The organism is Sphingomonas sp. EU05-FHT14C10, from assembly GCF_058790595.1.
The window spans coordinates 159,702-185,074 of sequence record NZ_JBYTEN010000001.1 but is presented as its reverse complement, the minus strand read 5'-3'; the positions used below and the strand labels follow the sequence as shown (position 1 = coordinate 185,074).

The window sequence follows — 25,373 nt, the reverse complement described above, 5'->3', positions numbered from 1 at the left end:
GGCCCTGTTTGGTCCTGAGCCCCGTAGCGCGGAACGGCACCCGGTAACGGGGGCGCCGGGTGCCGTTCCGCGTCGTTCGAACCGACTGGAGGAGACAGGTCCGACGAACCTTCCCCTAGCCCCCGGTCGGTGGTCCGGCGATGACCGAACCATGAAACATCTGTAAGGTGGCCATAACCCCGACCAACCGCCTTTGGAACTATACTTGCGTGTCATGCGTGATTTTCGCCGAAACGCATGGCATGATCAGGCGATCGGAGACGATGCGGATGGACGGAACGCCACCTTATGGCAGCGGCGGAGACGGGCGCGACGAGCGCCGCGTCTCGTTGTCTATCGAGGTCAAGCTGCGCCTGAGCGGCGACAAGCCGGTGTCGACTCGATTGCGCGACTTGTCGACCATGGGTTTCCGGACCGAGTTCGTATCGCATCTCCATGTCGGCGACCGTGTGTGGTTGAGCCTGCCCGGGCTCGCCCCGCTGGCCGCGAGCGTGACGTGGAGCGACGGCGTCGTCACCGGATGCCGGTTCGAGACGCCGTTGCATATCGCCGTGTTCGAGAGGGTCGCCGCGAATTGCGGCTGACTGCGCAGCACTCGCCTCTGTTCCATGCCGATTTCAGATACTAACCTGCCCGCCGAATCAGATTCGGAGGGTCCCATGCGTTATCGCTTGTCCACCATCTCGCGCGCGGCGATCGTCGCGGCGATCGCGATCACCGTGCCGGCGATTGCTGCGGGGCCGGCCGACATTGTTGCGCAGCGCGTGGCTGCCTTCAAATCGATGGGCGGATCGTTCAAGGCGATCAACGATGCGGTGAAGGGCGGGGCGACCGATGCGAAGGCCCTCGCGGCGCCGGCTGCGAACATGAATGCGCAGGCCAAGACGCTGACGACGCTCTTTCCCGCCGGCACCGGGCCGGACAAGGTGAAGACCGGCGCGCTGCCGCTCGTCTGGGCTCAGAATGCCGAATTCAAGACGCTGCAGGTCAAGCTCGTCACCGAGACCGCCAAGCTGCAGCAGGCGGCGGCGAGCGGGAGCATCGACGCGGTGAAGGCTCAGATCCCGCAGGTCGGCGGCGCCTGCAAGGCCTGCCACGACAAGTTCCGCGGCAAGGCCGGCTGAGCCAGGTGGCGCGCGACCGCTCGCCGATCTGGGACTGGCCGGTCAGGCTGTTCCACTGGGCGCTGGTCATCCTGATCCCGACGGCCTGGTATCTGGCCGAGACGGGCAATCTCGAATGGCATCGCAAGGCCGGCTACACGATTGCCCTGCTGCTGATCTTCCGCCTGCTGTGGGGGGTGTTCGGCAGCGATACCGCGCGATTCTCCCGGTTTGTCAAAGGTCCGGGGCCGACCTTCGCCTATCTGCGGACGAAGATGTTCGATCGTTCGGCGCCGGCCGATCCGGGGCATAATCCGCTTGGCGCGTGGAGCGTGGTTGCGATGCTCGCACTGCTCGCCGTCCAGATTGGGCTTGGCCTGTTCACCACCGATCTCGACGGGCTCGAATCAGGCCCCCTCTCCTATCTCGTCGATTTCGAGACGAGCCGGCAGATCGCCGAATATCACGAGCTGGTGTTCAACCTGATCCTCGCGCTGATCGCGCTCCATGTCGGCGCGATTCTCTTCTACCTCGTCTACAAACGACACAATCTGGTCGGCCCGATGATCGCGGGCGGCAGCCGCGAAGCCACAGCGGCCCGCCCGCGCTGGTGGGGCGCGCCGCTGCTGCTGCTCATCAGCATCGCGGCGGTCTCCACCTTTATTCGTATCTTCGGGACCTGATCAGGGTTTCCGGAGCAGCGCGACCGCGCCGTGGCCGCCATCGGCGCAGACGCTGACGATCGCCCAGGACCCGCCCGGCAGCGCCGCCAGTTCCTTGACCGCCTGGCTGAGGTCGCGCGCGCCGGTCGCCGCGAAGGGATGGCCGATCGCGACCGATCCGCCATTGGGATTGACGCGGCTCCAGTCGAACGGGCCGAAATCGAAATCAACGCCCGCCCGATCCTGCGTCCAGCCCGGTTTCTCGAGCGCGGCGACATTGGCAAGCACCTGCGCCGCGAACGCCTCGTGGATTTCCCACAGCGCGACATCGGCATATTTGAGGCCGTGCCGCGCGAGCAGGCGCGGAATGGCGAAGCTGGGCGCCATTAGCAGCCCGTCGACATGATGATCGACGGCAGTGATCTCGAAATCGACAAGCTCGGCGTTGTGCGTTCCGGCCGGCAGCTTCTGCAGCCCTGCCGCAGTCGCAACCCAGACAGCGGCGGCGCCATCGGTGATCGGCGAACTGTTGCCCGCGGTCAGCGTGCCCTTGCCGCTCTTGTCGAAGGCTGGCTGGAGCGAGGCGAGCTTTTCGGCCGAGGTGTCGGCGCGGGGATTGGCGTCGCGCTGGAGCTCGGGAAGCGGCAGGACGAGATCGGCGAAGAAACCGCTTTCCCAGCCCGCGACCGCGCGCTGGTGGCTTTTCAGCGCCCAGTCATCCTGCGAGGCGCGCGTGATTCCCCACTGCTGCGCGGTTTCCTCCATATGATCGCCCATGGTGCGGCCGGTGATGCGGTTGGCCCAGCCCTTGACCGGCAGCGTCAGATCGTCGGGGCCGAGCGCCTTGAGCGCCGCGAAGGCTTCGGCCGGGTTCTGGCGGAAGAGCTTGGTGATGCGCTTCGACGCTTCGAGCTTCAGCCCGATGGGCGGGTTGCTCATCACTTCCGCACCGCCGACGAGCGCAAGATCGGCATCGCCGCCCAGCATCCCGCCGGCGGCGAACGCAGCGACGATGCTCGTCGCGCAGGCGAGCACGGCGGAGAAGGACGGCACGGTCGGGTCGAGTTTCGCATCGAGCCAGATCTCGCGCGCGATATTGCTCCAGCCCAGGCTGGGGATCACCGTGCCCCACACGGCGAAATCGGGGCGAGCTATGTCGGCCATCGCCTTGGCGAGCGGAACCGAAAGGCTGATCGCATCATGATCGGCCAGCGCGCCGCCGCCGCGCCCGAAGGGCGTCCGCAGACCGCTGGCGATATAGACGGGCTGGGCGAAGCGGGCATTGGGGCGAGGCATGGGGCAATCTCCTGATTGGTCGATCGAAGATGGTATGACAATCATCAGATAACAAGAGGCTGCCCGTCCGCAGAAATGCGCCGCGCGTCCCCTTGAAACTCCCGAAGCCTAGACCAGATTCCAGGGCGTGACGATTGCCGTTCGGGGTCGTTGCACGGCGATGCCGGTTCCGGGTCGCTGATTGGAAATGTCATTTTGCTCATTGGAGAATTTGACCATGCGTGCCTTTGATTTCACCCCTTATCGCCGCTCGACCGTGGGCTTCGATCGCCTGTTCGACCTGCTCGAGAATAATCGCGGCCAGGCCGACAATTATCCGCCCTTCGACCTCGAGCGCCTTGGCGAGGACCGCTACCGTGTCACGATCGCCGTCGCCGGCTTCAAGCGCGACGAGATCGAGATCGTTGCCCAGCAGAATTTGCTGCTCGTGAAGGGCAGCAAGGATCAGGCGTCGCAGGATCGCTCGAAATTCCTGCATGTCGGCATCGCCAACCGCAGCTTCGAGCGTCGCTTCGAGCTGGCCGATTTCATTCGCGTGACCGGCGCCGACCTGGCCGACGGGCTGCTGACCATCGATCTGGTGCGCGAAGTGCCCGAGGCGATGAAGCCGCAGAAGATCGCGATCGGCAGCGAAACCGCGACCGTCGACCATGTCGACGATCGTCGCGACGCCGCCTGATCAGCCGCTTTTCAACGGCCTGAATGACGGGGCGACCGGACGCATGCCCGGCCGCCCCTTTTATTTACCTTTCGCCAACCCGGATGGCGCATGATCGCGTGCATGATCCCGATGCGATCCCGCACGATCTTCCGCAGCCGGTGGATGGCGCTCATCTGGGCGGCGGGGATTATCTGGTTCGCGATGGAAGTCGCCGTTCCCTCGGCTACCACCGACAAGCCTGACGACGGCGATCAGGCGGCGAACATGGCCGCTACCCAGCTTACCCCCGAACAGGAAGACGCGCTGAACAAGCTGGCGACGCTGGGACAATAATCGTCCAAATGCTCGAGCTTTCGCCGGAGCACTTGGGTAGGATCAGACCAGTCGCGACTGCTTGACCGCCGCTTCGATGAAGCTCGCGAACAGCGGGTGCGGATCGAAGGGCTTGGACTTGAGTTCCGGGTGGAACTGCACGCCGACGAACCAGCTATGGTCCGGGCGCTCGACGATTTCGGGCAGCGTGCCGTCGGGCGACATGCCCGAGAAGACCAGCCCGCCCTTCTCCAGCGCATCGCGATATTTGAGGTTGACCTCATAGCGATGGCGATGGCGCTCGCTGATATCGTCGGCGCCGTAGATCGAGTGGACGACGCTGTTGCCCGCCAGCTTCGCCGGATAGGCGCCGAGGCGCATCGTGCCGCCCAGATCGCCGTTGGCCTCGCGCTTCTGCAGGCCTTCCTTCGACATCCATTCGGTGATCAGGCCGACGACGGGCTCGTCGGTCGGGCCGAACTCGGTGGTCGAGGCATCGCCGATCCCCGCGGTGTTCCGCGCGCCTTCGATGCAGGCCATCTGCATGCCGAGGCAGATGCCGAGGAACGGCACGTCGCGCTCACGCGCGAAGCGCACGCTGGCGATCTTGCCCTCGGACCCGCGCTCACCGAAGCCGCCGGGCACGAGAATGGCATTCATCGGCTCGAGTTGCGCGGCGATCTGGTCTTCCTGCTCGAACAGCTCGGCGTCGAGCCATTTGACGTTGACCTTCACCCGATTGGCGATGCCGCCATGGACCAGCGCTTCGTGAAGCGACTTATAGGCATCGGGCAGGCCGACATATTTGCCGACCACGCCGATCGTCACTTCGCCTTCCGGGTTGGTCAGGCGATCGACGATCTCGCTCCAGCGCGAAAGGTTGGGGCTGCCGTCGACCTCGATCCCGAAGGCGCGGAGCACTTCCTTGTCGAGACCCTCGGCATGATAGGCCTCGGGCACCGCGTAGATGCTCTTGGCATCGAGCGCGGGGATGACGGCTTCCTTGCGGACATTGCAGAACAGCGCGATCTTGGCGCGCTCGCCCTCGGGCAAAGGCTGTTCGCAGCGGCAGACGAGCACGTCGGGCTGGATGCCGAGCGAGGTCAGTTCGCGCACGCTGTGCTGCGTCGGCTTGGTCTTCAGTTCGCCGGCGGCGGCGATGTAGGGCACCAGCGTCACATGGACGAAAACGCTGTTCTCGCGCCCGATATCGTTGCGGAGCTGGCGGATCGCCTCGATGAAGGGCAGCGATTCGATGTCGCCCACCGTGCCGCCGATCTCGCAGAGGACGAAATCGAGGTCCTCGGTATCGGCCTGCGCGAAAGCCTTGATTGCATCGGTGACGTGCGGGATGACCTGCACCGTCGCACCCAGATAGTCGCCGCGCCGCTCGCGCTGGATGATCGTCTGGTAGATGCGGCCAGAGGTGACGTTGTCGCTCTGCCGGCTCGGAACGCCGGTAAAGCGCTCATAATGGCCGAGATCGAGATCGGTCTCCGCCCCGTCGTCGGTCACATAGACTTCGCCATGCTGATAGGGACTCATCGTCCCCGGATCGACGTTCAGATAGGGATCGAACTTGCGAATGCGGACCCGATAGCCACGCGCCTGGAGGAGAGCGGCAAGCGATGCCGCCATGAGACCCTTGCCAAGCGAGGAGACCACGCCGCCGGTGATGAAAATGAACCGCGCCATGGGAACTACTGCCTAGCCGCGAACCATACCCGACGACAAGCGCGCGAATCTCTTCGGCGCCCAAAAATATCGGGCAAGGGCGGCCAGGCCCTTTATGCTTGAGTTAACGGATCAGCGCGTGGTGGGCGCGGGCGAAGGCGTGGCCGGAGCCGGGGTGGCCGGGGCCGAAGGCGCGGTTCCGGCCTGCTGCGCGGCGGCAGCGAGCGGATCGTCGCTGGGCGGTGCCTGGGCCGGCGCGGGAGCCGACTGCTCGGTCGGCGCACCCTGCTTGGCAAGGCTGGTGTCGATATCGCCGGTGCGGTGCTCGCGCGCGGCGAGGAAGGCCAGACCGATGCTCAGCAGGATGAAGGCGGTCGCAAGAATGGCGGTCGCGCGCGTCAGGAAGTTCGATGCGCCGCGCGCCGACATCAGGCCGGCGGGGCTGCCGCCCGTCCCGAGCCCGCCCCCTTCGGAGCGCTGGACAAGGATGACGCCGACCAGAAAGGCGGCGATGATCGCCTGCACGACAAGGAGGAAAGTGAACATCGGCTTCTCGATTCCGCGTGAATTGGAAGGGGCGCCCGGCGCCGGTTGGCGGCGACTTAGCGACTCGGGGGCTGCTGTTCAACCGCTGCGGCGATAATCGGCGCGAAGTCCGCGGCCTTAAGGCTCGCACCGCCGACCAGCGCCCCGTCGACATTGGCGACGGCGAGCAGTTCGGCCGCGTTGGAAGGTTTCACCGACCCGCCATAGAGGATGCGAACTCCTTCCCCTTCTCCGCCGTAGAGCGCGACGAGCACCTTGCGGATCGCGGCGTGCATTTCGGCAACGTCGGCGACCGACGGCGTGCGGCCGGTGCCGATCGCCCAGACCGGTTCATAGGCGACGACGAGACACCCGGCTTCTGCCGGCAGCGATCCCGAAAGCTGCGCCTCGACGACCGCGACCGCGCGACCCGCATCGCGCTCGGCCTCGGTCTCGCCGACGCAGACGATCGCGGTCAGCCCGGCGGCGATCGCCGCGCTCGCCTTGGCGCGGACTTCGGCATCGGTCTCGTGCTGGTCGGCGCGGCGCTCGCTATGGCCGACGATGGCGAGTTCGGCGCCGGCTTCGATCAGCATCGCGGCCGAGATACAGCCGGTGTGCGCGCCGCTTTGCGCCTGATGGACATCCTGCGCGCCGATCGCGACGCCGCGCCCGGTTGCCGGGGCGATCAGCGTGAAAGGCGGACAGATGGCGACGTCGACGCCCGGCGCAGCGCTTGCCGCCCGGCTTATCAGGTCGATCTCGCCCAGCGCGGCGCGAGCGCCGTTCATCTTCCAGTTTCCGGCGATCAGCTTGCGCAACGTCTTCCCCCAAAAGACTCGTTTATCTTGTCGGCGCCTTCTGGTCTTTCGCGCGCTAAATGTGAAGGGCATCGCTCCCGCCTTGATGCGGCTCGCGCTCCCCCGTAAAGCGTCGCTCTTTCTGACGCAGTGACGGACAACGCATGCTTCCCTTCTTCCGCCGGCTGACCAATTCGAAAATGGGCCTCGCCATCGTCGGCCTGTTCCTCGTCGCGATCGCGGCCGGTTTCGTGATCACTGACTATAATAGTTTGGGGCTTAACGCGGGTGCGGACGGCGCGACGGTCGCGACGGTCGGCCGCGAGAAGGTCGGCGCGAACGAGATGTGGACGCGCGTGCAGCGTCAGCTCGAACAGGCGAAGCAGCGTGATCCGCAGCTGACGATGCAGCAGCTCGTCTCCGATGGCGGCGTGGAGCAGATCCTCGACCAATATGTCGGCGGCGTCGCGATGCAGCAGTTCGCCAAGGCGCAGGGCATGATGGTCAGCCGCCGGCTCGAGGACGGGCAGATCGCGAGCATCCAGCAGTTCAAGACCTTCAACGGAACCGTCGATCGCGCGATGATCAACCAGTTTCTCGCGCAGCAGCGCATGACCGAGAAGCAGTTCCGCCAGGAAATCGATCGCGACGTGCTGGCCACGCAGCTGCTGTTGCCCGTCACTGGCGCGACGCGCGCGCCGGCAGGCGTCGCCCTGCCCTACGCCTCGATGCTGCTTGAGACGCGCGAGGGGCATCTGGGCTTCGTGCCCGTATCCGCGATCAACACCGGCGCGGCGCCGACCGACGCCGAGCTGAGCGCCTATTTCCAGCGCAACGCGGCGCGCTATTCGATCCCCGAGCGGCGCACGGTGCGCTACGCGCTCATCTCGCGCGATGCGCTGGGTGCGGCGGCAGCGCCGACCGACGCCGAGATCGCTAAATACTACAAGGATAACGAGGCGAAATACGCCGCGAGCGAGACGCGCAAGCTGAGCCAGGTCATCGCGCCCGACGAGGCGACCGCGAAGAAGATCGCCGCCGCCGTCGCGGGTGGCGCCTCGCTGGAAGTGGCCGCCAAGGCCGCCGGCTACGAAGCCGCGACGCTCGACAAGCAGACCAGGCAGGGTTTCGCCACCGCCAGCACCCCGGCCTTCGCCGACGCCGTCTTCACGGCACCGGCGGGCCAGCTGCTGCCCCCGGCCAAATCGGCGCTGGGCTGGCACATCGTCCGCGTCGATGCGATCGAAGGCAAGCCGGGCAAGACGCTGGAACAGGCGCGCACCGAGATCGTCGATGCGCTCAAGGCCGAAAAGGGCAACCAGCTGCTGTCCGACGCGATCGCCAAGATCGAGGATGCGATTTCGGACGGTTCGACCTTCGACGAGGTGGCGCAGGCCAACCACCTGGCCGCGCAGAAGACCAAGCCGCTGTTCGTCGGCGGTGTCGATCCCGATGCGCCGACCGCGCCGATCGCACCCGAGGTCGTGGTCGCCGCCAAGTCGGGCTTCGCATCCGAAGTCGACGACGATCCCACGGTCGAGCAGGTCGTCGCCAACCAGAGCTTCGTTCTCGTCGACCTCGACGCGATCACGCCCGCTGCCCCCCCGGCGCTCGCGAGCATCCGCGACAGGGTGCTGAAGGACATGCTGACCGATCGTGCGCTCGACGCCGGGCGCAAGATCGCCGATGCCGTCGCCGCCAAGCTCAACGGCGGCACGCCCTTTGCGCAGGCGATTGCCGGAGCCGGCGCGCCGCTTCCCGCGCCGGCGCCCTTCGGCGGCCGTCGTCAGGAGATGCTGCAGCAGGGCACGCGCCCCAAGCCCGAGATGGCGCTGCTCTTCTCGATCCCCGAGCATAAGGCGAAGGTGCTCGAAGCGCCCGACCGCACCGGCTGGTATATCGTCTATCTCGACAAGGTGACGCCGGGCGATGCGCGCGGCCGGCCCGATCTGCTGAGCGCCACGGAGATGCAGTTGTCGAGCGTGATCGCCGACGAATATGCGCAGCAGTTCGTCGCGGCCGTTCGTGCCGAGACCAAGGCGACGCGCAATCCGGCCGCGATCGACAAGCTGAAGCGCGACCTTATCGGTGGCGTCCAGGGCCAGCAGTGACGGGCGGCGATGATGCAGCCGCCCGGGCCGCGCTGGCTTCGGGCAAGCCGGCGATCGTCTGGCGCCGGCTGATCGCCGACACCGAGACCGCCGTTTCGGCGGCGCTCAAGCTGATCGAGCCGGGACGCGGCGATTATGTGCTCGAATCGGTCGAGGGCGGTCAGACGCGCGGGCGGCACAGCCTGCTCGGCCTCGCCCCCGATCTGGTGTTCCGCGCCGAGGGAGACGCGGCGGCGATCAATCGCGACTGGGCGCATGACCGCGAAGCCTTCGTGCCGACCGGCAAGGGCGCGCTCGAATCGCTCCGCGCGCTCGTTGCGGAATGCAGGATGGATCTGCCGCCCGAGCTGCCGCGCGCGCTCGCCTGCCTTGTCGGCTATTTCGGCTATGAGACGGTCGGCCTTGTCGAGCGGCTGCCCCGCCCCGCGCCCAATCCGCTCGACTTGCCCGACATGCTGTTCGTGCGGCCGACGCTGATCCTCGTCTTCGATAGGCTGACGGACGAACTGTTCCTGATCGCGCCCTTGTGGGGCGCCGCCGATCCCGACGCGGCGATCGCCGGCGCCGTCGAGCGCATCGAGGCTGCGGGCGCCCGGCTGGCCGGCGCAGTGCCTGTGGTGCGCCGCGAGGCGTCGCTACCCGCTGTCGTGCCCGCGCCGATGCTCGCGCCCGGGCGCTATGGCGAGATGGTCGCGGCGGCCAAGGCCTATATCGAGGCCGGCGACATCTTCCAGGTGGTGCTGGCCCAGCGTTTCACCACGCCCTTCACCTTGCCGCCCTTCGACCTCTACCGGTCGCTCAGACGCATCAATCCCTCGCCTTTCCTCTATTTCCTCGACCTGCCGGGCTTTGCGCTGATCGGCAGTTCGCCCGAAATCCTCGTCCGCGCGCGCGACGGCGAAGTGACGATCCGCCCGATCGCGGGAACAAGGCCGCGCGGCAAGACCGCGGCGGAGGACGTCGCCAATCGCGACAGCCTGCTCGCCGACCCCAAGGAGCGCGCCGAGCATCTGATGCTGCTCGATCTGGGGCGCAACGATGTCGGCCGCGTCGCGGCGGCGGGCAGTGTGCGCGTGACCGACAGCTATACGATCGAGTTCTACAGCCATGTCATGCACATCGTCTCGAACGTCGTCGGCCGGATCGCGCCGGGCAAGGATTCGCTCGACGCTCTGTTTGCGGGCTTCCCGGCGGGTACGGTGAGCGGCGCGCCCAAGGTCCGCGCCTGCGAGATCATCGCCGAGCTGGAGCCCGAAACGCGCGGCGCCTATGCCGGGGGCGTCGGCTATTTCTCGCCCGATGGATCGATGGATTCGTGCATCGTCCTGCGTACCGCGGTGGTGAAGGACGGCATGATGCATGTGCAGGCAGGCGCGGGCATCGTCGCCGATAGCGACCCTGCCGCCGAACAGCGCGAGTGCGAGGCCAAGGCCGGCGCGCTGTTCGCCGCCGCGCGCGAAGCGGTGGCGCGCGCCGGCGAGGCAAGATTTGGCCAATAATGGGACAAAGACGCCTTCCATATACTTTACAACATTCTAACGACTGACTAATTCCGCCGCATAAAAGGTCGCAAACCAGCCCGTTTGAACCGCCATCCTGTTCGGATGGAGGATGAGCATCCTTGGGGGAGTGTTTGGGAATGCGACGTTTTATCCAGATTCTTGCGGCTGGCGCCGTGCTTTCGGCCGGTGTGGCCGCCAATGCCGCGCTTCCGGCCGGCTTCAACGTGACGATCGAAGCGCCGGGCGTTCAGCAGAACACCTCGGCCACGTTCGACGCCTATGGCATCGAGACCTTCAACAATCTGACGCCGGGCAATTACGCCACCTACACCACCGATTTCGGCGGCAGCCCGATCACCGGCACCTACAGCTCGCTCAAGGTGCTTGCGGCCGACCAGTATGGCGGCGCGGGCGGCACCGGCGACTATGCGGTCGCGGGCCTCGGCTATGGCAACAACAGCTACACGCTGACGCTGGGTGGCAATGACGGCCAGCCGATCAACTATTTCGGCTTCTGGCTGTCGGCGCTCGACGCGGGCAATGTGCTCGAATTCTACGACCAGGGCACGCTGCTGGGCACCTTCACGCCCACCGACGTTCTCGCGCTCGTCGGCAATAGCGGCCCCTATTTCGGCAACCCGAACAATGGGCAGAATGGCGGGCAACCCTATGTGTTCGTCAATTTCTACAAGCTGAGCGGCGGTTTCGACCAGATCATCTTCCGCCAGACCGATCCGGGCGCCGGCTATGAGTCGGACAACCACACCGTGGGCTGGTGGAAGGATCAGGGCGGCAATCCGGTTCCGGGCATTCCCGAACCGTCGACCTGGGCGATGCTGATCGCCGGTTTCGGCATGATCGGCATGGCCACGCGCCGCCGTGCGCGCGTCACCACCGCCACCGCCTGATCGAGAGCCTTTCGTCGGAACGCCGCCGTCCGCGAGGATGGCGGCGTTTCCCTATCCGCGGCTGTCGATATGTAGCCGTCCAGGCGTCGATATCCTTTACAGTTGTTTAATGGATGCCCGTCCTCGCGGCGCATAAAGCGGCCTCAGAGGCCGGTTGGCCCGCATCCTGCTTATGATGGCGGCGTAACGTTTTTTGGGGAGTAGTTTCAGTATGCGTAAGGGTATCCAGTTCCTCGCGGCGGCTGCCGCGCTTTCGGTCGGCGCGGGCGCGAATGCCGCGCTTCCGGCCGGTTTCAACGTCACCATCGAAGCGCCGGGCGTTCAGCAGAACACCTCGGCCACTTTCGACGCCTATGGCGTCGAGACCTTCAACAACCTGACGCCGGGCAACTACACCAGCTATGCCACCACCTTCGGCGGCAGCCCGATCACCGGCACCTACAGCTCGCTCAAGGTGCTTGCGGCCGACCAGTATGGCGGCGCGGGCGGCACCGGCGACTATGCGGTCGCGGGCCTCGGCTATGGCAACAACAGCTACACGCTGACGCTGGGTGGCAATGACGGCCAGCCGATCAACTATTTCGGCTTCTGGCTGTCGGCGCTCGACGCAGGCAACGTGCTCGAATTCTACGATCACGGCACTCTGCTCGGCACCTTCACCCCCACCGACGTGAAGGCGCTGGTTGGCACCGGCGGGGCCTATTACGGCAACCCGAACACCGGCCAGAACAGCGGCGAGCCCTATGTGTTCGTCAACTTCTACAAGCAGGTCGGCGGCTTCGATCAGATCGTCTTCCGCCAGACCAATTCCGGCGCCGGCTACGAATCGGACAACCACACCGTCGGCTGGTGGACGCAGCAGGGCGGCAACCCCGTTCCGGGCGTTCCCGAACCCGCGACCTGGGCGATGCTGATCGCCGGCTTCGGCATGATCGGCATGGCTTCGCGCCGCCGTTCGCGCGCCACCGCCGCGCTCGCCTGACCGAAAGCATTTCGTCGGAGCGCCGCCGTCCGCAAGGATGGCGGCGTTTCCGCGTCTGCGACGTGCGCAAGGTTTGCCAAGCGGCGAGCCCCGGCGCTAAGGCAGCGCCATGATCCTCGTCATCGACAATTATGACAGCTTCACCTGGAACCTCGTCCATTATCTGATGGAGCTTGGGGCCGAGGTCGAGGTCGTGCGCAACGATGCGATCTCGGCGGGGCAGGCGCTGTCCTCGGGCGCCGAGGCATTCCTGATCTCGCCGGGGCCGTGCACGCCGAACGAAGCAGGCATCTCGCTCGATCTCGTCGCGGCCGCAGCCGATGCGAAGCGGCCCTTGCTCGGCGTGTGCCTGGGCCATCAGGCGATCGGCCAGCATTTCGGCGGGCGCGTGGTGCGCGGTGGGCTGATGCACGGCAAGACCTCGCCGGTGGAGCATGACGGCACCGGGCTGTTTGCCGGCCTCCCCTCGCCGTTCACCGCCACGCGCTATCATTCGCTGATCGTCGAGGACATCCCGCCCTCGCTCGTCGTCAATGCGACCGCGCCCGACGGCAACGTGATGGGCTTCCGCCACGAAAGCCTGCCGATCCACAGCGTCCAGTTCCACCCCGAAAGCATCGCGACCGAGCATGGCCACGATATGCTCGCCAACTTCCTGAAGATCGCGGGCATCGCGGTGGCGGAACGGGCATGACGCTGATCGCCGTCCTCCCCGATACGGCCGCGCCGCTCGACGAGGCGACGGCGGCGGCGGCGTTCGACGATATTTTCGAAGGGCGCGCATCGGATACCGAGATTGCGCGCTTCCTGACCGGACTGACCGAGCGCGACGAGACGAGCATAGAGATTGCCGCCGCCGCGCGCGCGTTGCGGGCACGAATGATCCCGGTGACGGCCCCGGCGGGCGCGATCGACGTGTGCGGCACGGGCGGCGACGGGGCGCACAGCCTCAACATCTCGACTGCGGTCGCGATCGTCGTCGCGGCGTGCGGGGTGCCGGTGGCGAAGCACGGCAATCGCGCTGCTTCGTCCAAGGCGGGCGCGGCGGACACGCTCGAAGCGCTGGGCCTCGATCTCGACCGCGCTTCGGCGCTTGCGGAATCCACGCTCGGCGACATCGGCATCGCCTTCCTGTTCGCACAGGCGCATCATCCGGTGCTGGGTCGGCTTGCCGCCGTGCGTCGGTCGATCGGGCGCAGGACGATCTTCAACCTGATCGGGCCGCTGGCCAGCCCGGCGCGCGTCACGCGCCAGCTGATCGGCGTCGCGCGGGTGGATTATCTGCCGACGGTTGCGGGCGCGCTGGAGCTGCTGGGCGCCGAAGCGGCGATGATCGTGGCGGGCGAGGAAAATCTCGACGAACTCTCGATCGCGGGGCCGAGCCGCGCGATCCGCATCGGCGCCTGCGGGCAAGGCGACGATCGCGTCGTGCCCGAGGATGCCGGGCTCCCCCGCCATCCGCTCGACGCGATCCGGGGCGGCGATGCGGCGTTCAACGCGGCGGCGCTTCGCGCGCTGCTGATCGGCGAGCCGGGCGCCTATCGCGATGCCGTGCTGCTCAACAGCGCGGCCGCGCTGGTCGTCGCGGGGCATGCCGCGACGCTTTCCGAAGGTGTCGAGGAAGCCGCCGAAGCCATTGACCGCGGGCTTGCCAAAGCGCTGCTCGATTGCTGGATCGCGACCTGCGAATGACCGACAAGCTCACCGAGATCGTCGCCACCAAACGCGATCATGTCGCCCGGCAGAAGGCAGCGGGTATCGATCGCCCTGCCCCCACGCCGCCGCGCGGATTTCGCGCCGCCCTCGAAGCGAAGGTTACAGCGGGAGGCTTCGGGCTGATCGCCGAGATCAAGAAGGCAAGCCCGTCCAGGGGCCTGATCCGCGCCGATTTCGACCCGCCGACGCATGCCCGCGCCTATGAAGCGGGGGGTGCCGCGTGCCTGTCGGTGCTGACCGACGAGCCTTATTTCATGGGGCATGACGACTATCTGGTCGCCGCGCGCGCCGCCGTCTCCCTGCCCTGCCTGCGCAAGGACTTCATGGTCGATCCCTGGCAGGTGGGGGAAGCGCGCGCGCTGGGCGCGGATGCGATCCTGATCATCGTGGCGGCGCTTGACGACGGCGCCATGGCCGAGATCGAGGCGGCGGCGATCGACGAAGACATGGACGTTCTGGTCGAAGTGCATGACGAAGCCGAGCTGGACCGCGCGCTTGCGCTCAAGTCGCGGCTGATCGGCGTCAACAACCGCAACCTCAAGACCTTCGCGGTCGATCTGGCGACGAGCGAGCGCCTTGCCGCGCTTGCCCCCGCCGGCTGCACATTGGTCGGCGAAAGCGGGATCTTCACCCCCGCCGATCTGCGCCGGCTATCCGATCATGGCATCAACTGCTTCCTCGTCGGCGAATCGCTGATGCGGCAGGAGGACGTCGCGGCCGCGACGCGGGCGTTGCTCGCGCGATGAGCCGTCTCACCCATCTCGACGCCGAGGGCGCGGCGCACATGGTCGACGTGTCGGGCAAGGACGTGACCGCGCGCGAGGCAATCGCCACCGGGCATATCGCGATGAACGCGGAAGCGCTCGCCGCCATCCGCGACGGCAGCGCCAGGAAAGGCGATGTGCTTGCGGTCGCGCGCGTCGCGGGGATCATGGCGGCGAAGCGGACGAGCGATCTCATCCCCCTTTGCCACCCCATTCCGCTTTCCTCGGTCTCGATTGAACTGACCCCCGGCGACGGCGGCGTCGCCGTCACCGCCACTGCGCGGACGAGCGGACAGACCGGCGTGGAGATGGAAGCGCTCACCGCCGCATCCGTCGCGCTGCTGACCATCTACGACATGGCGAAGGCGATCGACCGCGCGATGGTGATCGGCCCTGTCCAGCTCGCCGCCAAGCGCGGGGGCAAATCGGGCGACTGGATGCGCGCATGATCAGCGTCGCCGAGGCGCAGGCGCGCCTGCTCGCGCTTGCCGAGCCCGTTGGCATCGAGCGGCTGCCGCTGCTGGCCGCCGCCGGGCGCTGGGCGGCCGAAACCGTCCCAGCGCTCCGCACCCAGCCCGTTGCCGATCTGTCGGCGATGGACGGTTATGCGATCCGCCATGCCGAGTTGCCCGGGCCGTGGCGCGTGGTCGGCGAAGCGGCGGCGGGTGGCGCGGCTCTTCCCGCGCTCGCGCCGGGCGAGGCTGCGCGTATCTTCACCGGCGCGCCGATCCCCGACGGCGCCGACACCGTGATGGTGCAGGAGGAAGCCGCGCGCGACGGCGACATTCTGCGCCTCGATGGCGAGGGACCGCCGCGTGTCGGCGCCAATATCCGCCGCGCAGGATCCGATTTCGCAGTCGGCACGAGCTTGATCGCGGCGGGCGAGCGGTTGAATCCCGCGCGTATCGGCCTGGCGGCATTGGGCGGCCATGGCGATATCGCCGTTCGCCGGCGGGTGCGCGTGGCCATCGTCTCGACGGGCGACGAACTGGTCGAACCAGGCGCGCCGGGCGATGCAGGACTGCCCAATTCTAACGGCCCGATGCTGGCTGCCCTGCTGGACGGATGGCCGGTCGAGATTGTCGACATGCGCATCGTGCGCGACGATCTGGATGCGCTGGCGACGGCGTTTGCCGAACTGGCGACGCGCGCGGATATCCTCGTCACGATCGGCGGCGCTTCGGTGGGCGATCATGACCTCGTGAAGCCGGCGCTGGCGGCGGCGGGCGCCGAGATCGATTTCTGGCGGATCGCGATGCGGCCGGGCAAGCCGCTGCTTGCCGGCCAGATCGGCACGACGGTCTGCCTCGGCCTGCCCGGCAATCCGGTGTCGGCGTTCGTCACGGCGATGCTGTTCCTGCTGCCGCTCGTCGCGCGGCTGGGCGGTGCGGCCGATCCGCAGCCCGGGCTGCGCACTGCGATCCTTGGCAGCGCGCTTCCGGCCGGCGGCCCGCGCGCCGAATATCTGCGCGCGCGCTTTGTCGACGGACGGATCGAACCGATCCTCAGCCGCGACAGCGCCCTGCTTGGAATCCTCGCCTCGGCCGACGCGCTGATCGTGCGTGCCGCCGCTGCGCCGCCGCTCGGCGCGGGGGAACGGGTGGACTATATCGCTATCGCTTGACGGAACGCGCGGCGTTGCCTACACGTTCTCCGTTCGTTCCGGCGGAGACTGAGCGATGCTGACGCGCAAGCAACATGAACTGGTCTGCTTCATCCACGATCGTCTGGCCGACGACGGGGTGTCGCCTTCGTTCGAGGAAATGAAGGAAGCGCTCGACCTCAAATCCAAGTCCGGGGTTCACCGGTTGATCAACGCGCTGGTCGAGCGCGGCTATATCCGCCGCCTGCCCAATCGCGCGCGCGCGCTCGAAGTGATCCGCATGCCCGAGCGCGGCGGCGCAGCCACGCCGATCAGGCCGCCTGCCAATCTGCCCAAGGCTGCGGTGCCGATGGCGGCGAACGATATTCTCGAGATTCCGCTCCACGGCCGCATCGCGGCGGGTATGCCGATCGAGGCGCTCGAAGGGCGCGAGATGTTGTCGGTGCCGGCGGCTCTGCTGGGCTCGGGCGAGCATTATGCGCTCGAGGTTTCGGGTGACTCGATGGTCGAGGCGGGCATTCTCGACGGCGATTATGCGCTCATCCGCCGCGCCGACAGCGCCCGCGACGGGCAGATCGTCGTCGCGCTCGTCGACGAGAGCGAAGCGACGCTCAAATATTTCCGTCGCGAAGGCGCGATGGTGCGGCTCGATCCGGCCAACCGCGCCTATGATCCGCAGCGCTATCGCCCCGATCAGGTGCGCGTACAGGGGCATCTGGCGGGCTTGCTGCGTCGCTACTGACGCGCACGCACCCAGGGATGATCGCCGGCGAGGCTGGCGACACTGACGATCCGTCCGCTGGCGAGCGCGATGGACAGGCCGCCGCTTTGCGCAAGGAAGGGGCGATCGAGCTTCAGCCAGCGCGGCTTGCAGCCGGCAGGCAAGCGCCGGTCGCTGATCACGATGTCGGCATCGCCGCAGGCCGCGATGAACGCCCGATAAGGTAGCAGGTAGGAACTGCGCAGCGCGAGGATACGCCATTGGCGCCCGCCTCGATCAAGGCGGACGATGCAGGCATCCCTGCTGCACCGCGCATCGGGCAGCGCATCGAGCAGATCGGGCTCGCCGTCCAGTCCGGCGGATTCGGCCAGCAGGTCGCGCATATAGTCGCCGGTGCGCGGGCGGAGCAGCGAGACGGCGCCCGCCTGTGTTCGGATCGCGACATGGCGTCCGTCGCCGGTCACCAGCAGATCGGGTGGCGGGGTTGCGATCGCCCAGGCCGCACCCGCAGCGAGCGGTGCCAATCCCCAGCTTCTCACCCGGCTTTTCCACAGCATGATCCACAGCCCGCCCGCGACCATGAGGCCGAAAGCGCCGCGCGGGACCGAAGGCAGCATGGCGATGGCGCCGGGCGCGTCCGCGACATGATGGGCGACGGCGAGCAGAAGCGCGAGCGCCTTCCCCGCCAACCACCAGAAGGGCGCGCCGAACCCCACGGCGTCGAAGAGCAGCGCAAGCGCCTCGACCGGCATGATGACGAAGGTGGTCAAAGGAATCGCGACGATGTTGGCGAGCGCGCCGTAGAGCCCCTGCTTGTGGAAGTGGAACAAGGCGATCGGCGCGAGCGCAATTTCGACCACGAAGCCGGTGAGCAGCAGCGACGCGACCATACGCGCGCCGCGTGCCAGCGTACCTTCCTCGCGCCGGGCGAACCACGCCTGGGCTAGGCGTGATTCGTGGAAGGCAACGATCGCCGTCACTGCCGCGAAACTCAGCTGGAAGCTCGCGCCGACCAGGCTTTCGGGCCAGAAGAGCAGCACGATGATCGCCCCCGCCGCGACGAGGCGCAGCGTCATCGCCTCACGCCCCAGCGCCAGACCGCCGAGCACCAGCAAGGCCGCGACGCATGACCGGATCGTCGGCACTTCGGCACCGGTGAGCAGCGTATAGCCGATGCCGGCCAGCGCGCCCGCCCCTGCCGCGATCAACAGCAACGGGGCGCGCAGCGCCAGCGTCTCGCTCAGCGCCAGCAGCTTGAGCGTCGCGATCATCGCGAAGCCGACGACGGCGGTGATGTGGAGCCCGCTGACCGACAGGAGATGCGCCAGCCCCGATCGGCGCATCGCCTCCGCATCGGCCTCGGGCATAGCGCCCTGATCGCCCGTCGCCAGCGCGGCGGCGATCGCCCCCTCTCCGCCTTTCAACTGCGCGCGTATATGCGCCGAAAGCCGTTCGCGCAGTCCGGGGCCGTGGGCGGGCGACGCGCCGATGCGTTCGACTGGGCCGAACGATCGCCCTGTCGCTCCGATGCGCTGGAACCAGGCGGCAAGCGCGAAATCATAGGCGCCGGGAAGTGCTGAGGGCGGCGGCGGCATCAGTCGTGCGTTCAGACGGATCATGTCCCCGGTCGCCAGATCGGTCGGCGCATCGGACGCGGGAAGGTTCACGCGGATGCGGAATGGCAGCGTCGGCGCATTTACGGGGCGGAGCAGCACGCGCACCGCATCGCGCGCGGCCAGTTCCTGCACCTGCTCTATGCGCCCGCTGATGCTCACGACTCCGGGCCGGTCGAGCACCGGGGCTGCGACCCAGTCCGCGCGCGCCCAGATCAGCAGGCATCCGGCCGCGAGCGTCGCGCCGCCGACCAGAAGCATCTGCCGCGCGCGCGAACCGCGCAGGACGAAGCCCAGCGCCGCCAGCACGAGCGCCGCGAGAATGAAGGCTCCCCATGCCGACTTCCCGGGCAATATGAACCACGCCCCGATTCCCGCGGCCAAAGCCACGGGAATCCACAAGGGCAACTGGTCGCGCTCCGCCTCCGCCCAGTGTTCGAATCGTTGTTTCAGCATCGAGACGCTACGGAAAAGGCTGATTTTCTCCCCCGTTTGTCGGGCCGGGTAAGCCATGCTAGGGGCGTCGCCGTCCATCCTCCAAGCCTGGGAGCAAGCGCGCGTGAGCGCAAGCCGTGACGTCAACAAGGTCGTAACCCGTTTCGCCCCGTCTCCGACGGGATTCCTGCATATCGGGGGTGCGCGCACGGCGTTGTTCAACTGGCTCTTTGCCCGCCACAATGGCGGCGAATTCCAGCTGCGTATCGAGGATACCGACAAGGCGCGTTCCACCAAGGAAGCGATCGACGCGATCCTCGACGGGATGAAGTGGCTCGATCTCGACTGGGATGGCGAGGTGCTGTTCCAGTCGTCGCGCGCCGCGCGCCATGCCGAGGTGGCCCAGGCGATGCTGGCGTCGGGCAATGCCTATCGCTGCTATGCGACCGCCGAGGAACTGGCCGAGTTGCGTGAGCAGCAGCGCGCCGCGAAACTGCCGCTGCGCTACGACGGCCGCTGGCGCGATCGCGATGCTTCGGAAGCGCCCGAAGGCGCGCCGTTCAGCGTCCGGCTTCGCGCCGAGACCGAAGGTGAGACGACGATCGACGATCTCGTGCAGGGCCCGGTCACTGTCCGCAATTCCGAGCTGGACGACATGGTGCTCCTGCGTTCGGACGGCACGCCGACCTATATGCTTGCGGTCGTCGTCGACGATCACGACATGGGCGTCACGCACGTCATTCGCGGCGACGATCATTTGAACAATGCCTTCCGCCAGCTTGGGATTATCCGCGCCATGGGCTGGCCCGAACCGGTCTATGCGCATGTGCCGCTGATCCACGGTTCCGACGGTGCGAAACTGTCGAAGCGGCATGGCGCGCTCGGCGTCGACGCCTATCGCGACGAGATGGGGCTGCTTCCCGAAGCGGTGGATAACTATCTGCTCCGCCTTGGCTGGGGGCATGGCGACGACGAGATCATCAGCCGTGCGCAGGCGATCGACTGGTTCGACATCGCCGATGTCGGCAGGGCCCCTTCGCGCTTCGACATGAAGAAGCTCGAGAATCTCAATGGCCATTATATTCGCGAAGCCGAGGATGCGCGCCTGACCGATCTGGTTGCGCCGCGTATCGCGAGGCTGATCGGCCGCGACGTTACGGCATCGGAGCATGCGACTCTGCTTGCCGCGATGGCGTCGCTCAAGCCGCGCGCGAAGACGCTCGACGAGATCGCCGAAGGTGCGCTTTTCCTATTTGCAGCGCGGCCTTTGTCACTCGACGAAAAGGCATCCGCGCTGCTAGACGCGGCTGCCCGAGCGTTGTTGGGCGAAGTCCGTGAAGCGCTTGCCGCCGCACCGTCCTGGACCGTGGCGGATCTAGAAGAACAAGTGCGGCGGGTTGCAGAGGAAGCCGGATTGGGCCTTGGCAAGGTCGCGCAACCGCTGCGCGCAGCGCTGACGGGGCGCGCGACTTCGCCGGGCATTTTCGATGTTCTGGCCCTGCTGGGCCGGGACGAGTCGCTTGGGCGCATCGACGATGCGATTCAGACGGCTCGGGTCTGAATATCAAGGAGTGCATGATGGTTGACACAAGCGCGAAGCTGACGATCGCAGGCAAGGAGCATGATTTCCCGGTGCGGTCGGGCAGCGTCGGCCCCGATGTGATCGACATCCGCAAGCTCTACAGCCAGACGGACGCCTTCACTTACGACCCCGGCTTCACCTCGACCGCAAGCTGCGCGTCGAAGCTGACCTATATCGACGGCGATGCGGGCATCCTGCTCCACCGCGGCTATCCGATCGGCCAGCTGGCCGAGCAGTCGACCTTCATGGAGGTCGCTCACCTGCTGCTCAACGGCGAGCTGCCGAACCAGGATGAGCTGAACAAGTTCACCCACACCATTACGCGCCACACGATGCTGCACGAGCAGCTCGCGACCTTCTATCGCGGCTTCCGTCGCGATGCGCATCCGATGGCGATCATGTGCGGCGTGGTCGGCGCGCTTTCGGCCTTCTACCACGACTCGACCGACATCACCGATCCGCAGCAGCGGATGATCGCCAGCCACCGCCTGATCGCGAAGATGCCGACGATCGCCGCGATGGCCTATAAATATTCGGTGGGTCAGCCCTTCCTCTACCCGGATAATTCGCTGAGCTACGCCGGTAATTTCCTGCGCATGACCTTCGGCGTGCCGGCCGAGCATTATGAGATCAATCCGGCCGTCGAGCGTGCGATGGACCGCATCTTCATCCTCCACGCCGATCACGAGCAGAACGCGTCGACCTCGACCGTGCGTCTCGCCGGCTCGTCGGGCGCGAACCCGTTTGCGTGCATCGCGGCGGGCATCGCCTGCCTGTGGGGTCCGGCGCATGGCGGCGCGAACGAAGCGGCGCTCAACATGCTCCGCGAGATCGGCCGTCCGGAGAAGATTCCGGAATATATCGCCCGCGCCAAGGACAAGGACGATCCCTTCCGCCTGATGGGCTTCGGTCACCGCGTCTACAAGAATTACGATCCGCGCGCGACCGTGATGCAGAAGACGGTGCGCGAGGTGTTCGACGCGCTCAAGGTCTCCGATCCGGTGTTCGACGTCGCCCTGCAGCTCGAGGAAATCGCGCTCAAGGACGATTATTTCGTCGAGAAGAAGCTGTTCCCGAACGTCGACTTCTATTCGGGCGTCATCCTGTCGGCGATCGGTTTCCCGACCTCGATGTTCACCGCGCTCTTCGCGCTCGCCCGCACCGTGGGCTGGGTCGCGCAGTGGAACGAGATGATCTCGGATCCCGAGCAGAAGATCGGCCGCCCGCGTCAGCTCTATGTCGGGCCGACGCAGCGCGACTATGTGCCGCTCGCCGATCGCTGACCGGCTTTCGCGCTCATAGCGAAATCGAGACCCCCGTGGCCCATGGCCGCGGGGGTTTTGCTTATCGGCGCCCGAGTGCGACGAACACCCAGCCGAGGATCATAGCGGCACCGCCGATCGGGGTGATCGCCCCAAGCCAATGCGGCGCGCCGAAGGCCGTCGCATAGAGCGTACCGGCAAAGATCGTCGCGCCGCCGAGCAGCAGCCAGGCGGAACCGCGCCAGCGCCCGGCGAAGGCGATGACTGCCACGGCATGGACCAGCTGGTAAAAAGCGCCGGTGCGCAGCCAGTCCGCCGCCTGCCCCGTCGCACCATGCGCTGCATAGGCGCCCGCCGCCACTGCGATCGCCGCGGAAAGCGCCGCGAGCCGCGCCGGCGCGTCAACGCGCTTCATATCGTCGGCTCATCGGCGACGCTGCGATCGGCGCGCGGCCGCAACATCACTTCGCGCGCCGCGAAAAGGTCGCCGCTTTCGGCTTGCGCCTGCATCCGCCGATGATCGACGTCGCGATAGCGCTCCTCGGCATCGTCGATCTCGTCGACTTCGACGTCGAGCGCCTCAAGCGCCTGCCGCGCCATAGTGACTGCGGATTCGAAGACCTCGCGCACCGTACCCGCGATCGGCGCTTCGTAAAGCGCCAGCACTTGTCGCCGGTCGAAGGCGCGGACGAATATCTTCGCCTCGGGGAAGGCCTCGGCCACCGTCGCCAGATGATCGGCCTCCATCGGGTCGCCATCCTGGCAGAAGAGGATGAGTTGCGCCTCGCTCGCGCCGGCCAGCCGCAGCAGGTCGACGCGGCGGCCGTCGCCATAATAGACCTTCACCGCGAAGGACGCCGAGACGTCGATCTGTTCCGCTTCCCAGTCGATCAGCGTCACCGCCAGCTTGTGGGCGGTCAGCAACTGCGCGACCGTCTGTCCGAAACGGCCATAGCCGACGATGATCGCGGTCGCGCCGTCGCTGCTCGGTCCCTCCAGGTCGGTGCGCAGCTTGGCGGGGGCGCCGCGGAAGCGCCGGCTGATCATCATCAGGAAAGGCGTGGTGGCCATCGACAGCGTGACGATGGCGCCGAACAGGCTCGCCGCCTGCGGCTCGATGAGCATCGCCTTCTGCGCCTGCGCGAACAGCACGAAGCCGAATTCGCCGCCCTGGCTGAGCAGAAGGCCGAGCGCGAGCGCGGTTCGCCATTCCATCCGCGCGATCCGTGCGATGAGGAAGATGATCGCCGCCTTGGTCGCGATCAGTGCCAGCGCCATGCCGACGACGAAGAACGGCCGCGCGACGACGGCGTCGAGATCGAGCATCATCCCGACCGCGACGAAGAACAGGCCCAATAGGACCGCGCGGAAGGGCTCGATGTCGGCTTCCAGTTCGTGCCGATAAGGCGAGTCGGCAAGCATCACGCCGGCGATGAAGGCCCCGAGCGCGGTCGACAGATGGAGCCACTGCATGACGGCGGCGCTCGCCAGCACGCAGAACAGCCCCGCTGCGACGAACAGCTCGCGCTCGCCCATGCCGCCGATCAGGCGGAAGAGCGGCGTCAGCACATAGCGGCCGACGAGCACCAGCCCGACGATCGCGCCGATCGTGTAGAGCGCGAGCACCCAGCCCGGCGGCGTCCCCGGCGCCAGCGGCGCGCGCGACAAGGCCGAGATGATCGTGATCAGCGGGATCAGCGAGAGATCCTGGAGCAACAGGATCGAGAAGGCCCGCTCGCCGAAGGGCGTGTGCAGCCGTCCCGCCGACTGGAGCATCGGCAGCACCTGCGCGGTCGAGCTGAGCGCCAGCGGAAGCCCGAGCGCGATCGACGCGGGCAGCGAGAAATTGGTCCCCTGCCAGACGATCACCGATACGGCCGCGCCGCACAGTATGACCTGCGCCACGCCGAAGCCGAAGATGTCGCGCCGCAGTTCCCACAGCCGGCGCGGGCTCAATTCGAGCCCGACGAGGAACAGCAGCAGCGTGATGCCGAGTTCGGCGACGCCCAGCTTGCTCTCGGGATCGCCGACCAGCCCCAACACATGCGGGCCGATGACCGCGCCGGCGACGAGATAGCCGAGCGTGGCGCCAAGCCCGAAGCGCCGGAAAATGATGACCGAGACGAGCGCCGCGCCGAGCATGATGACCCCGGCGACAAGACCTTCACCGTGCATCAGTCCCTCCCTGCCTGCCGCGCGGCTTCGGCCGCCGCCTCGAATGCCAGCCGGATCGAGGCGTGTCGCGCGCTGTGGCTGAGCGCGGGGGCCAGCACCTCCAGCCCGGGCCAGTCGCCCGGATCGGCGCGCTCGCCGGCCAGCCAGGCGGTCAGCGCGTCGCGCGCGGCTTCCAGTTCGTCGGCGCTGCGGCCGACCGCATGGCTCGCCATGAGGTTGGCCGAGGCCTGCCCGAGTGCGCAGGCGTTGACGCGCAGCCCGATCGCCGAGACGCGATCGTCGTCGCCCAGCGTGACGTCGACGGTCACGCGGCTGCCGCAGATGGGGGATCGCTTCTCGCTGGTCGCGTCAGGCTCCTCGAGGCGATCGGCAAAGGGGATCGTCGCCGCGAGGCGCAGGATGGTCGCGTTGTAGAGCGGGGCGTTCACCGCACGTCGCCCGGCGTCGGGCTGTCGTCGGGCGCGGGGGCCGCCGCGCGGCGCTGGTTCATATAGTCGACCATCGCCTTGCTCGTCGCGTTGAGCAGCGAATAGCTGCGCGAATCCTTCACCCATTGCGGCCGCCGCGCCGCGCCGCCGTTGATCGTATCGAGCACCAGCGTGCCGACGAGGAACAGCAAGGTCGCGAGGATCAGCCCCTTGAGCACGCCGAAGCCGACGCCCAGCACGCGATCGACCGGGCCGAGCACCGATTGTCGCGTCCGCGCGCCGATCGACCTGGCGAGGAACTTGCCGATCAGGAAGCTGATGCCGAACAGGATCGCAAAGGCGAGCGTCGCGGCTCCCGCCGTCGTCCCGACCGGTCCGGCGAGCATGTCGCTGAGCGGCGAATGGAAGAATTTGACCGCAAGAATCGCCAGCACCCAGGCGAAGAGCGAAAGCACTTCGGTCACGAAGCCGCGCAACCCGCCCATGATGGCGCCGCCGCCAACCAGAATGATCACGATGATGTCGAGGGCGGTCATGC

The 25,373-nt window shown here is 67.1% G+C and carries 26 protein-coding genes; 17 read left to right on the top strand and 9 right to left on the bottom strand.

What is annotated here, in order from left to right; all coding sequences use genetic code 11:
* The first annotated feature begins 242 nt into the window (after positions 1-242).
* The 3 genes from AC3WT0_RS00860 to AC3WT0_RS00850 all read left to right on the top strand — a co-directional run bounded on the left by AC3WT0_RS00860 (position 243) and on the right by AC3WT0_RS00850 (position 1,786).
* On the top strand, positions 243-584 hold the full coding sequence (locus AC3WT0_RS00860) for a PilZ domain-containing protein (RefSeq protein WP_492750671.1): 342 nt from the start codon (positions 243-245) through the stop codon (positions 582-584).
* A gap of 75 nt (positions 585-659) precedes the next feature.
* Positions 660-1,124, top strand: coding sequence for a c-type cytochrome (locus AC3WT0_RS00855; protein WP_492750670.1), 465 nt, complete (start codon positions 660-662; stop codon positions 1,122-1,124).
* A gap of 5 nt (positions 1,125-1,129) precedes the next feature.
* Positions 1,130-1,786, top strand: a complete 657-nt coding sequence (locus tag AC3WT0_RS00850) for a cytochrome b/b6 domain-containing protein (protein ID WP_492750667.1) — start codon at positions 1,130-1,132, stop codon at positions 1,784-1,786.
* On the opposite strand, the gene AC3WT0_RS00845 is transcribed toward AC3WT0_RS00850, so the two are convergent.
* Complete coding sequence (locus tag AC3WT0_RS00845) at positions 1,787-3,061, bottom strand: acetyl-CoA C-acyltransferase (protein WP_492750665.1); 1,275 nt, start codon at positions 3,059-3,061, stop codon at positions 1,787-1,789.
* Positions 3,062-3,278: 217 nt separating this feature from the next.
* On the opposite strand from AC3WT0_RS00845, the gene AC3WT0_RS00840 reads away from it, so the two are divergent.
* Together AC3WT0_RS00840 and AC3WT0_RS00835 are read left to right on the top strand one after the other, a co-directional pair.
* Positions 3,279-3,740, top strand: a complete 462-nt coding sequence (locus AC3WT0_RS00840; RefSeq protein ID WP_492750664.1) for an Hsp20 family protein — start codon at positions 3,279-3,281, stop codon at positions 3,738-3,740.
* 90 nt (positions 3,741-3,830) lie between these two features.
* Positions 3,831-4,055, top strand: a complete 225-nt coding sequence (locus tag AC3WT0_RS00835) for a hypothetical protein (protein WP_492750662.1) — start codon at positions 3,831-3,833, stop codon at positions 4,053-4,055.
* A gap of 42 nt (positions 4,056-4,097) precedes the next feature.
* Here AC3WT0_RS00835 and pyrG read toward each other — a convergent pair whose 3' ends face one another.
* The 3 genes from pyrG to tpiA form a co-directional block, all read right to left on the bottom strand.
* Positions 4,098-5,729, bottom strand: a complete 1,632-nt coding sequence (gene pyrG, locus AC3WT0_RS00830; protein ID WP_492750661.1) for a CTP synthase — start codon at positions 5,727-5,729, stop codon at positions 4,098-4,100.
* Between the two features lie 111 nt (positions 5,730-5,840).
* Positions 5,841-6,254: a preprotein translocase subunit SecG gene (gene secG / locus AC3WT0_RS00825; RefSeq protein ID WP_492750660.1), complete on the bottom strand. Its 414-nt coding sequence runs from the start codon at positions 6,252-6,254 to the stop codon at positions 5,841-5,843.
* A 56-nt stretch (positions 6,255-6,310) separates the two neighbouring features.
* The gene (tpiA, locus tag AC3WT0_RS00820; protein WP_492750658.1) at positions 6,311-7,054 is read right to left on the bottom strand and encodes a triose-phosphate isomerase; all 744 of its coding nucleotides are present in this window, start codon (positions 7,052-7,054) and stop codon (positions 6,311-6,313) included.
* A gap of 143 nt (positions 7,055-7,197) precedes the next feature.
* On the opposite strand from tpiA, the gene AC3WT0_RS00815 reads away from it, so the two are divergent.
* The 10 genes from AC3WT0_RS00815 (at position 7,198) to lexA (ending at position 17,361) form a co-directional block, all read left to right on the top strand.
* Positions 7,198-9,144, top strand: a complete 1,947-nt coding sequence (locus tag AC3WT0_RS00815; protein WP_492750656.1) for a peptidylprolyl isomerase — start codon at positions 7,198-7,200, stop codon at positions 9,142-9,144.
* On the top strand, positions 9,141-10,643 hold the full coding sequence (trpE, locus tag AC3WT0_RS00810) for an anthranilate synthase component I (RefSeq protein WP_492750654.1): 1,503 nt from the start codon (positions 9,141-9,143) through the stop codon (positions 10,641-10,643). Before AC3WT0_RS00815 ends, trpE begins: the two co-directional genes overlap by 4 nt.
* 140 nt (positions 10,644-10,783) lie before the next feature.
* On the top strand, positions 10,784-11,554 hold the full coding sequence (locus AC3WT0_RS00805) for an Npun_F0296 family exosortase-dependent surface protein (RefSeq protein ID WP_492750652.1): 771 nt from the start codon (positions 10,784-10,786) through the stop codon (positions 11,552-11,554).
* A gap of 211 nt (positions 11,555-11,765) precedes the next feature.
* Complete coding sequence (locus AC3WT0_RS00800; RefSeq protein WP_492750651.1) at positions 11,766-12,536, top strand: Npun_F0296 family exosortase-dependent surface protein; 771 nt, start codon at positions 11,766-11,768, stop codon at positions 12,534-12,536.
* A 109-nt stretch (positions 12,537-12,645) separates the two neighbouring features.
* Positions 12,646-13,230, top strand: coding sequence for an anthranilate synthase component II (locus AC3WT0_RS00795; protein WP_492750649.1), 585 nt, complete (start codon positions 12,646-12,648; stop codon positions 13,228-13,230).
* Positions 13,227-14,228: an anthranilate phosphoribosyltransferase gene (trpD, locus tag AC3WT0_RS00790; protein WP_492750647.1), complete on the top strand. Its 1,002-nt coding sequence runs from the start codon at positions 13,227-13,229 to the stop codon at positions 14,226-14,228. Before AC3WT0_RS00795 ends, trpD begins: the two co-directional genes overlap by 4 nt.
* Positions 14,225-14,998, top strand: coding sequence for an indole-3-glycerol phosphate synthase TrpC (gene trpC / locus AC3WT0_RS00785; protein WP_492750645.1), 774 nt, complete (start codon positions 14,225-14,227; stop codon positions 14,996-14,998). The genes trpD and trpC overlap by 4 nt, the downstream gene beginning before the upstream one ends.
* Positions 14,995-15,465, top strand: coding sequence for a cyclic pyranopterin monophosphate synthase MoaC (moaC, locus tag AC3WT0_RS00780; RefSeq protein ID WP_492750643.1), 471 nt, complete (start codon positions 14,995-14,997; stop codon positions 15,463-15,465). The genes trpC and moaC overlap by 4 nt, the downstream gene beginning before the upstream one ends.
* Positions 15,462-16,640 carry a molybdopterin molybdotransferase MoeA gene (locus tag AC3WT0_RS00775; RefSeq protein ID WP_492750642.1) on the top strand — a complete coding sequence of 393 codons (1,179 nt, stop codon included), beginning with the start codon at positions 15,462-15,464 and terminating at the stop codon, positions 16,638-16,640. The genes moaC and AC3WT0_RS00775 overlap by 4 nt, the downstream gene beginning before the upstream one ends.
* A 55-nt stretch (positions 16,641-16,695) precedes the next feature.
* Entirely contained in the window at positions 16,696-17,361 is a 666-nt protein-coding gene (gene lexA, locus AC3WT0_RS00770) for a transcriptional repressor LexA (RefSeq protein ID WP_492750641.1), read from the top strand.
* On the opposite strand, the gene AC3WT0_RS00765 is transcribed toward lexA, so the two are convergent.
* Positions 17,355-19,409 (bottom strand): ComEC/Rec2 family competence protein, encoded by a 2,055-nt coding sequence (locus AC3WT0_RS00765; RefSeq protein WP_492750640.1) that lies wholly within the window; start codon positions 19,407-19,409, stop codon positions 17,355-17,357. The genes lexA and AC3WT0_RS00765 overlap by 7 nt on opposite strands.
* A 55-nt stretch (positions 19,410-19,464) precedes the next feature.
* Here AC3WT0_RS00765 and gltX point away from each other — a divergent pair, with 55 nt between their 5' ends.
* Together gltX and AC3WT0_RS00755 are read left to right on the top strand one after the other, a co-directional pair.
* On the top strand, positions 19,465-20,949 hold the full coding sequence (gene gltX / locus AC3WT0_RS00760; RefSeq protein ID WP_492750639.1) for a glutamate--tRNA ligase: 1,485 nt from the start codon (positions 19,465-19,467) through the stop codon (positions 20,947-20,949).
* 17 nt (positions 20,950-20,966) lie between these two features.
* Entirely contained in the window at positions 20,967-22,253 is a 1,287-nt protein-coding gene (locus tag AC3WT0_RS00755) for a citrate synthase (RefSeq protein WP_492750638.1), read from the top strand.
* A 61-nt stretch (positions 22,254-22,314) separates the two neighbouring features.
* Here AC3WT0_RS00755 and AC3WT0_RS00750 read toward each other — a convergent pair whose 3' ends face one another.
* Genes AC3WT0_RS00750 through AC3WT0_RS00735 form a run of 4 tightly spaced genes read right to left on the bottom strand, consistent with a single transcriptional unit; the run spans position 22,315 to position 25,371 of the window.
* On the bottom strand, positions 22,315-22,647 hold the full coding sequence (locus tag AC3WT0_RS00750; protein ID WP_492750637.1) for a DUF423 domain-containing protein: 333 nt from the start codon (positions 22,645-22,647) through the stop codon (positions 22,315-22,317).
* Positions 22,644-24,407: a cation:proton antiporter domain-containing protein gene (locus tag AC3WT0_RS00745; protein WP_492750636.1), complete on the bottom strand. Its 1,764-nt coding sequence runs from the start codon at positions 24,405-24,407 to the stop codon at positions 22,644-22,646. Before AC3WT0_RS00745 ends, AC3WT0_RS00750 begins: the two co-directional genes overlap by 4 nt.
* Complete coding sequence (locus tag AC3WT0_RS00740; RefSeq protein ID WP_492750635.1) at positions 24,407-24,835, bottom strand: iron-sulfur cluster assembly scaffold protein; 429 nt, start codon at positions 24,833-24,835, stop codon at positions 24,407-24,409. Before AC3WT0_RS00740 ends, AC3WT0_RS00745 begins: the two co-directional genes overlap by 1 nt.
* Positions 24,832-25,371, bottom strand: coding sequence for a CvpA family protein (locus AC3WT0_RS00735; RefSeq protein ID WP_492750634.1), 540 nt, complete (start codon positions 25,369-25,371; stop codon positions 24,832-24,834). Before AC3WT0_RS00735 ends, AC3WT0_RS00740 begins: the two co-directional genes overlap by 4 nt.
* Between the last annotated feature and the right edge of the window lie 2 nt (positions 25,372-25,373).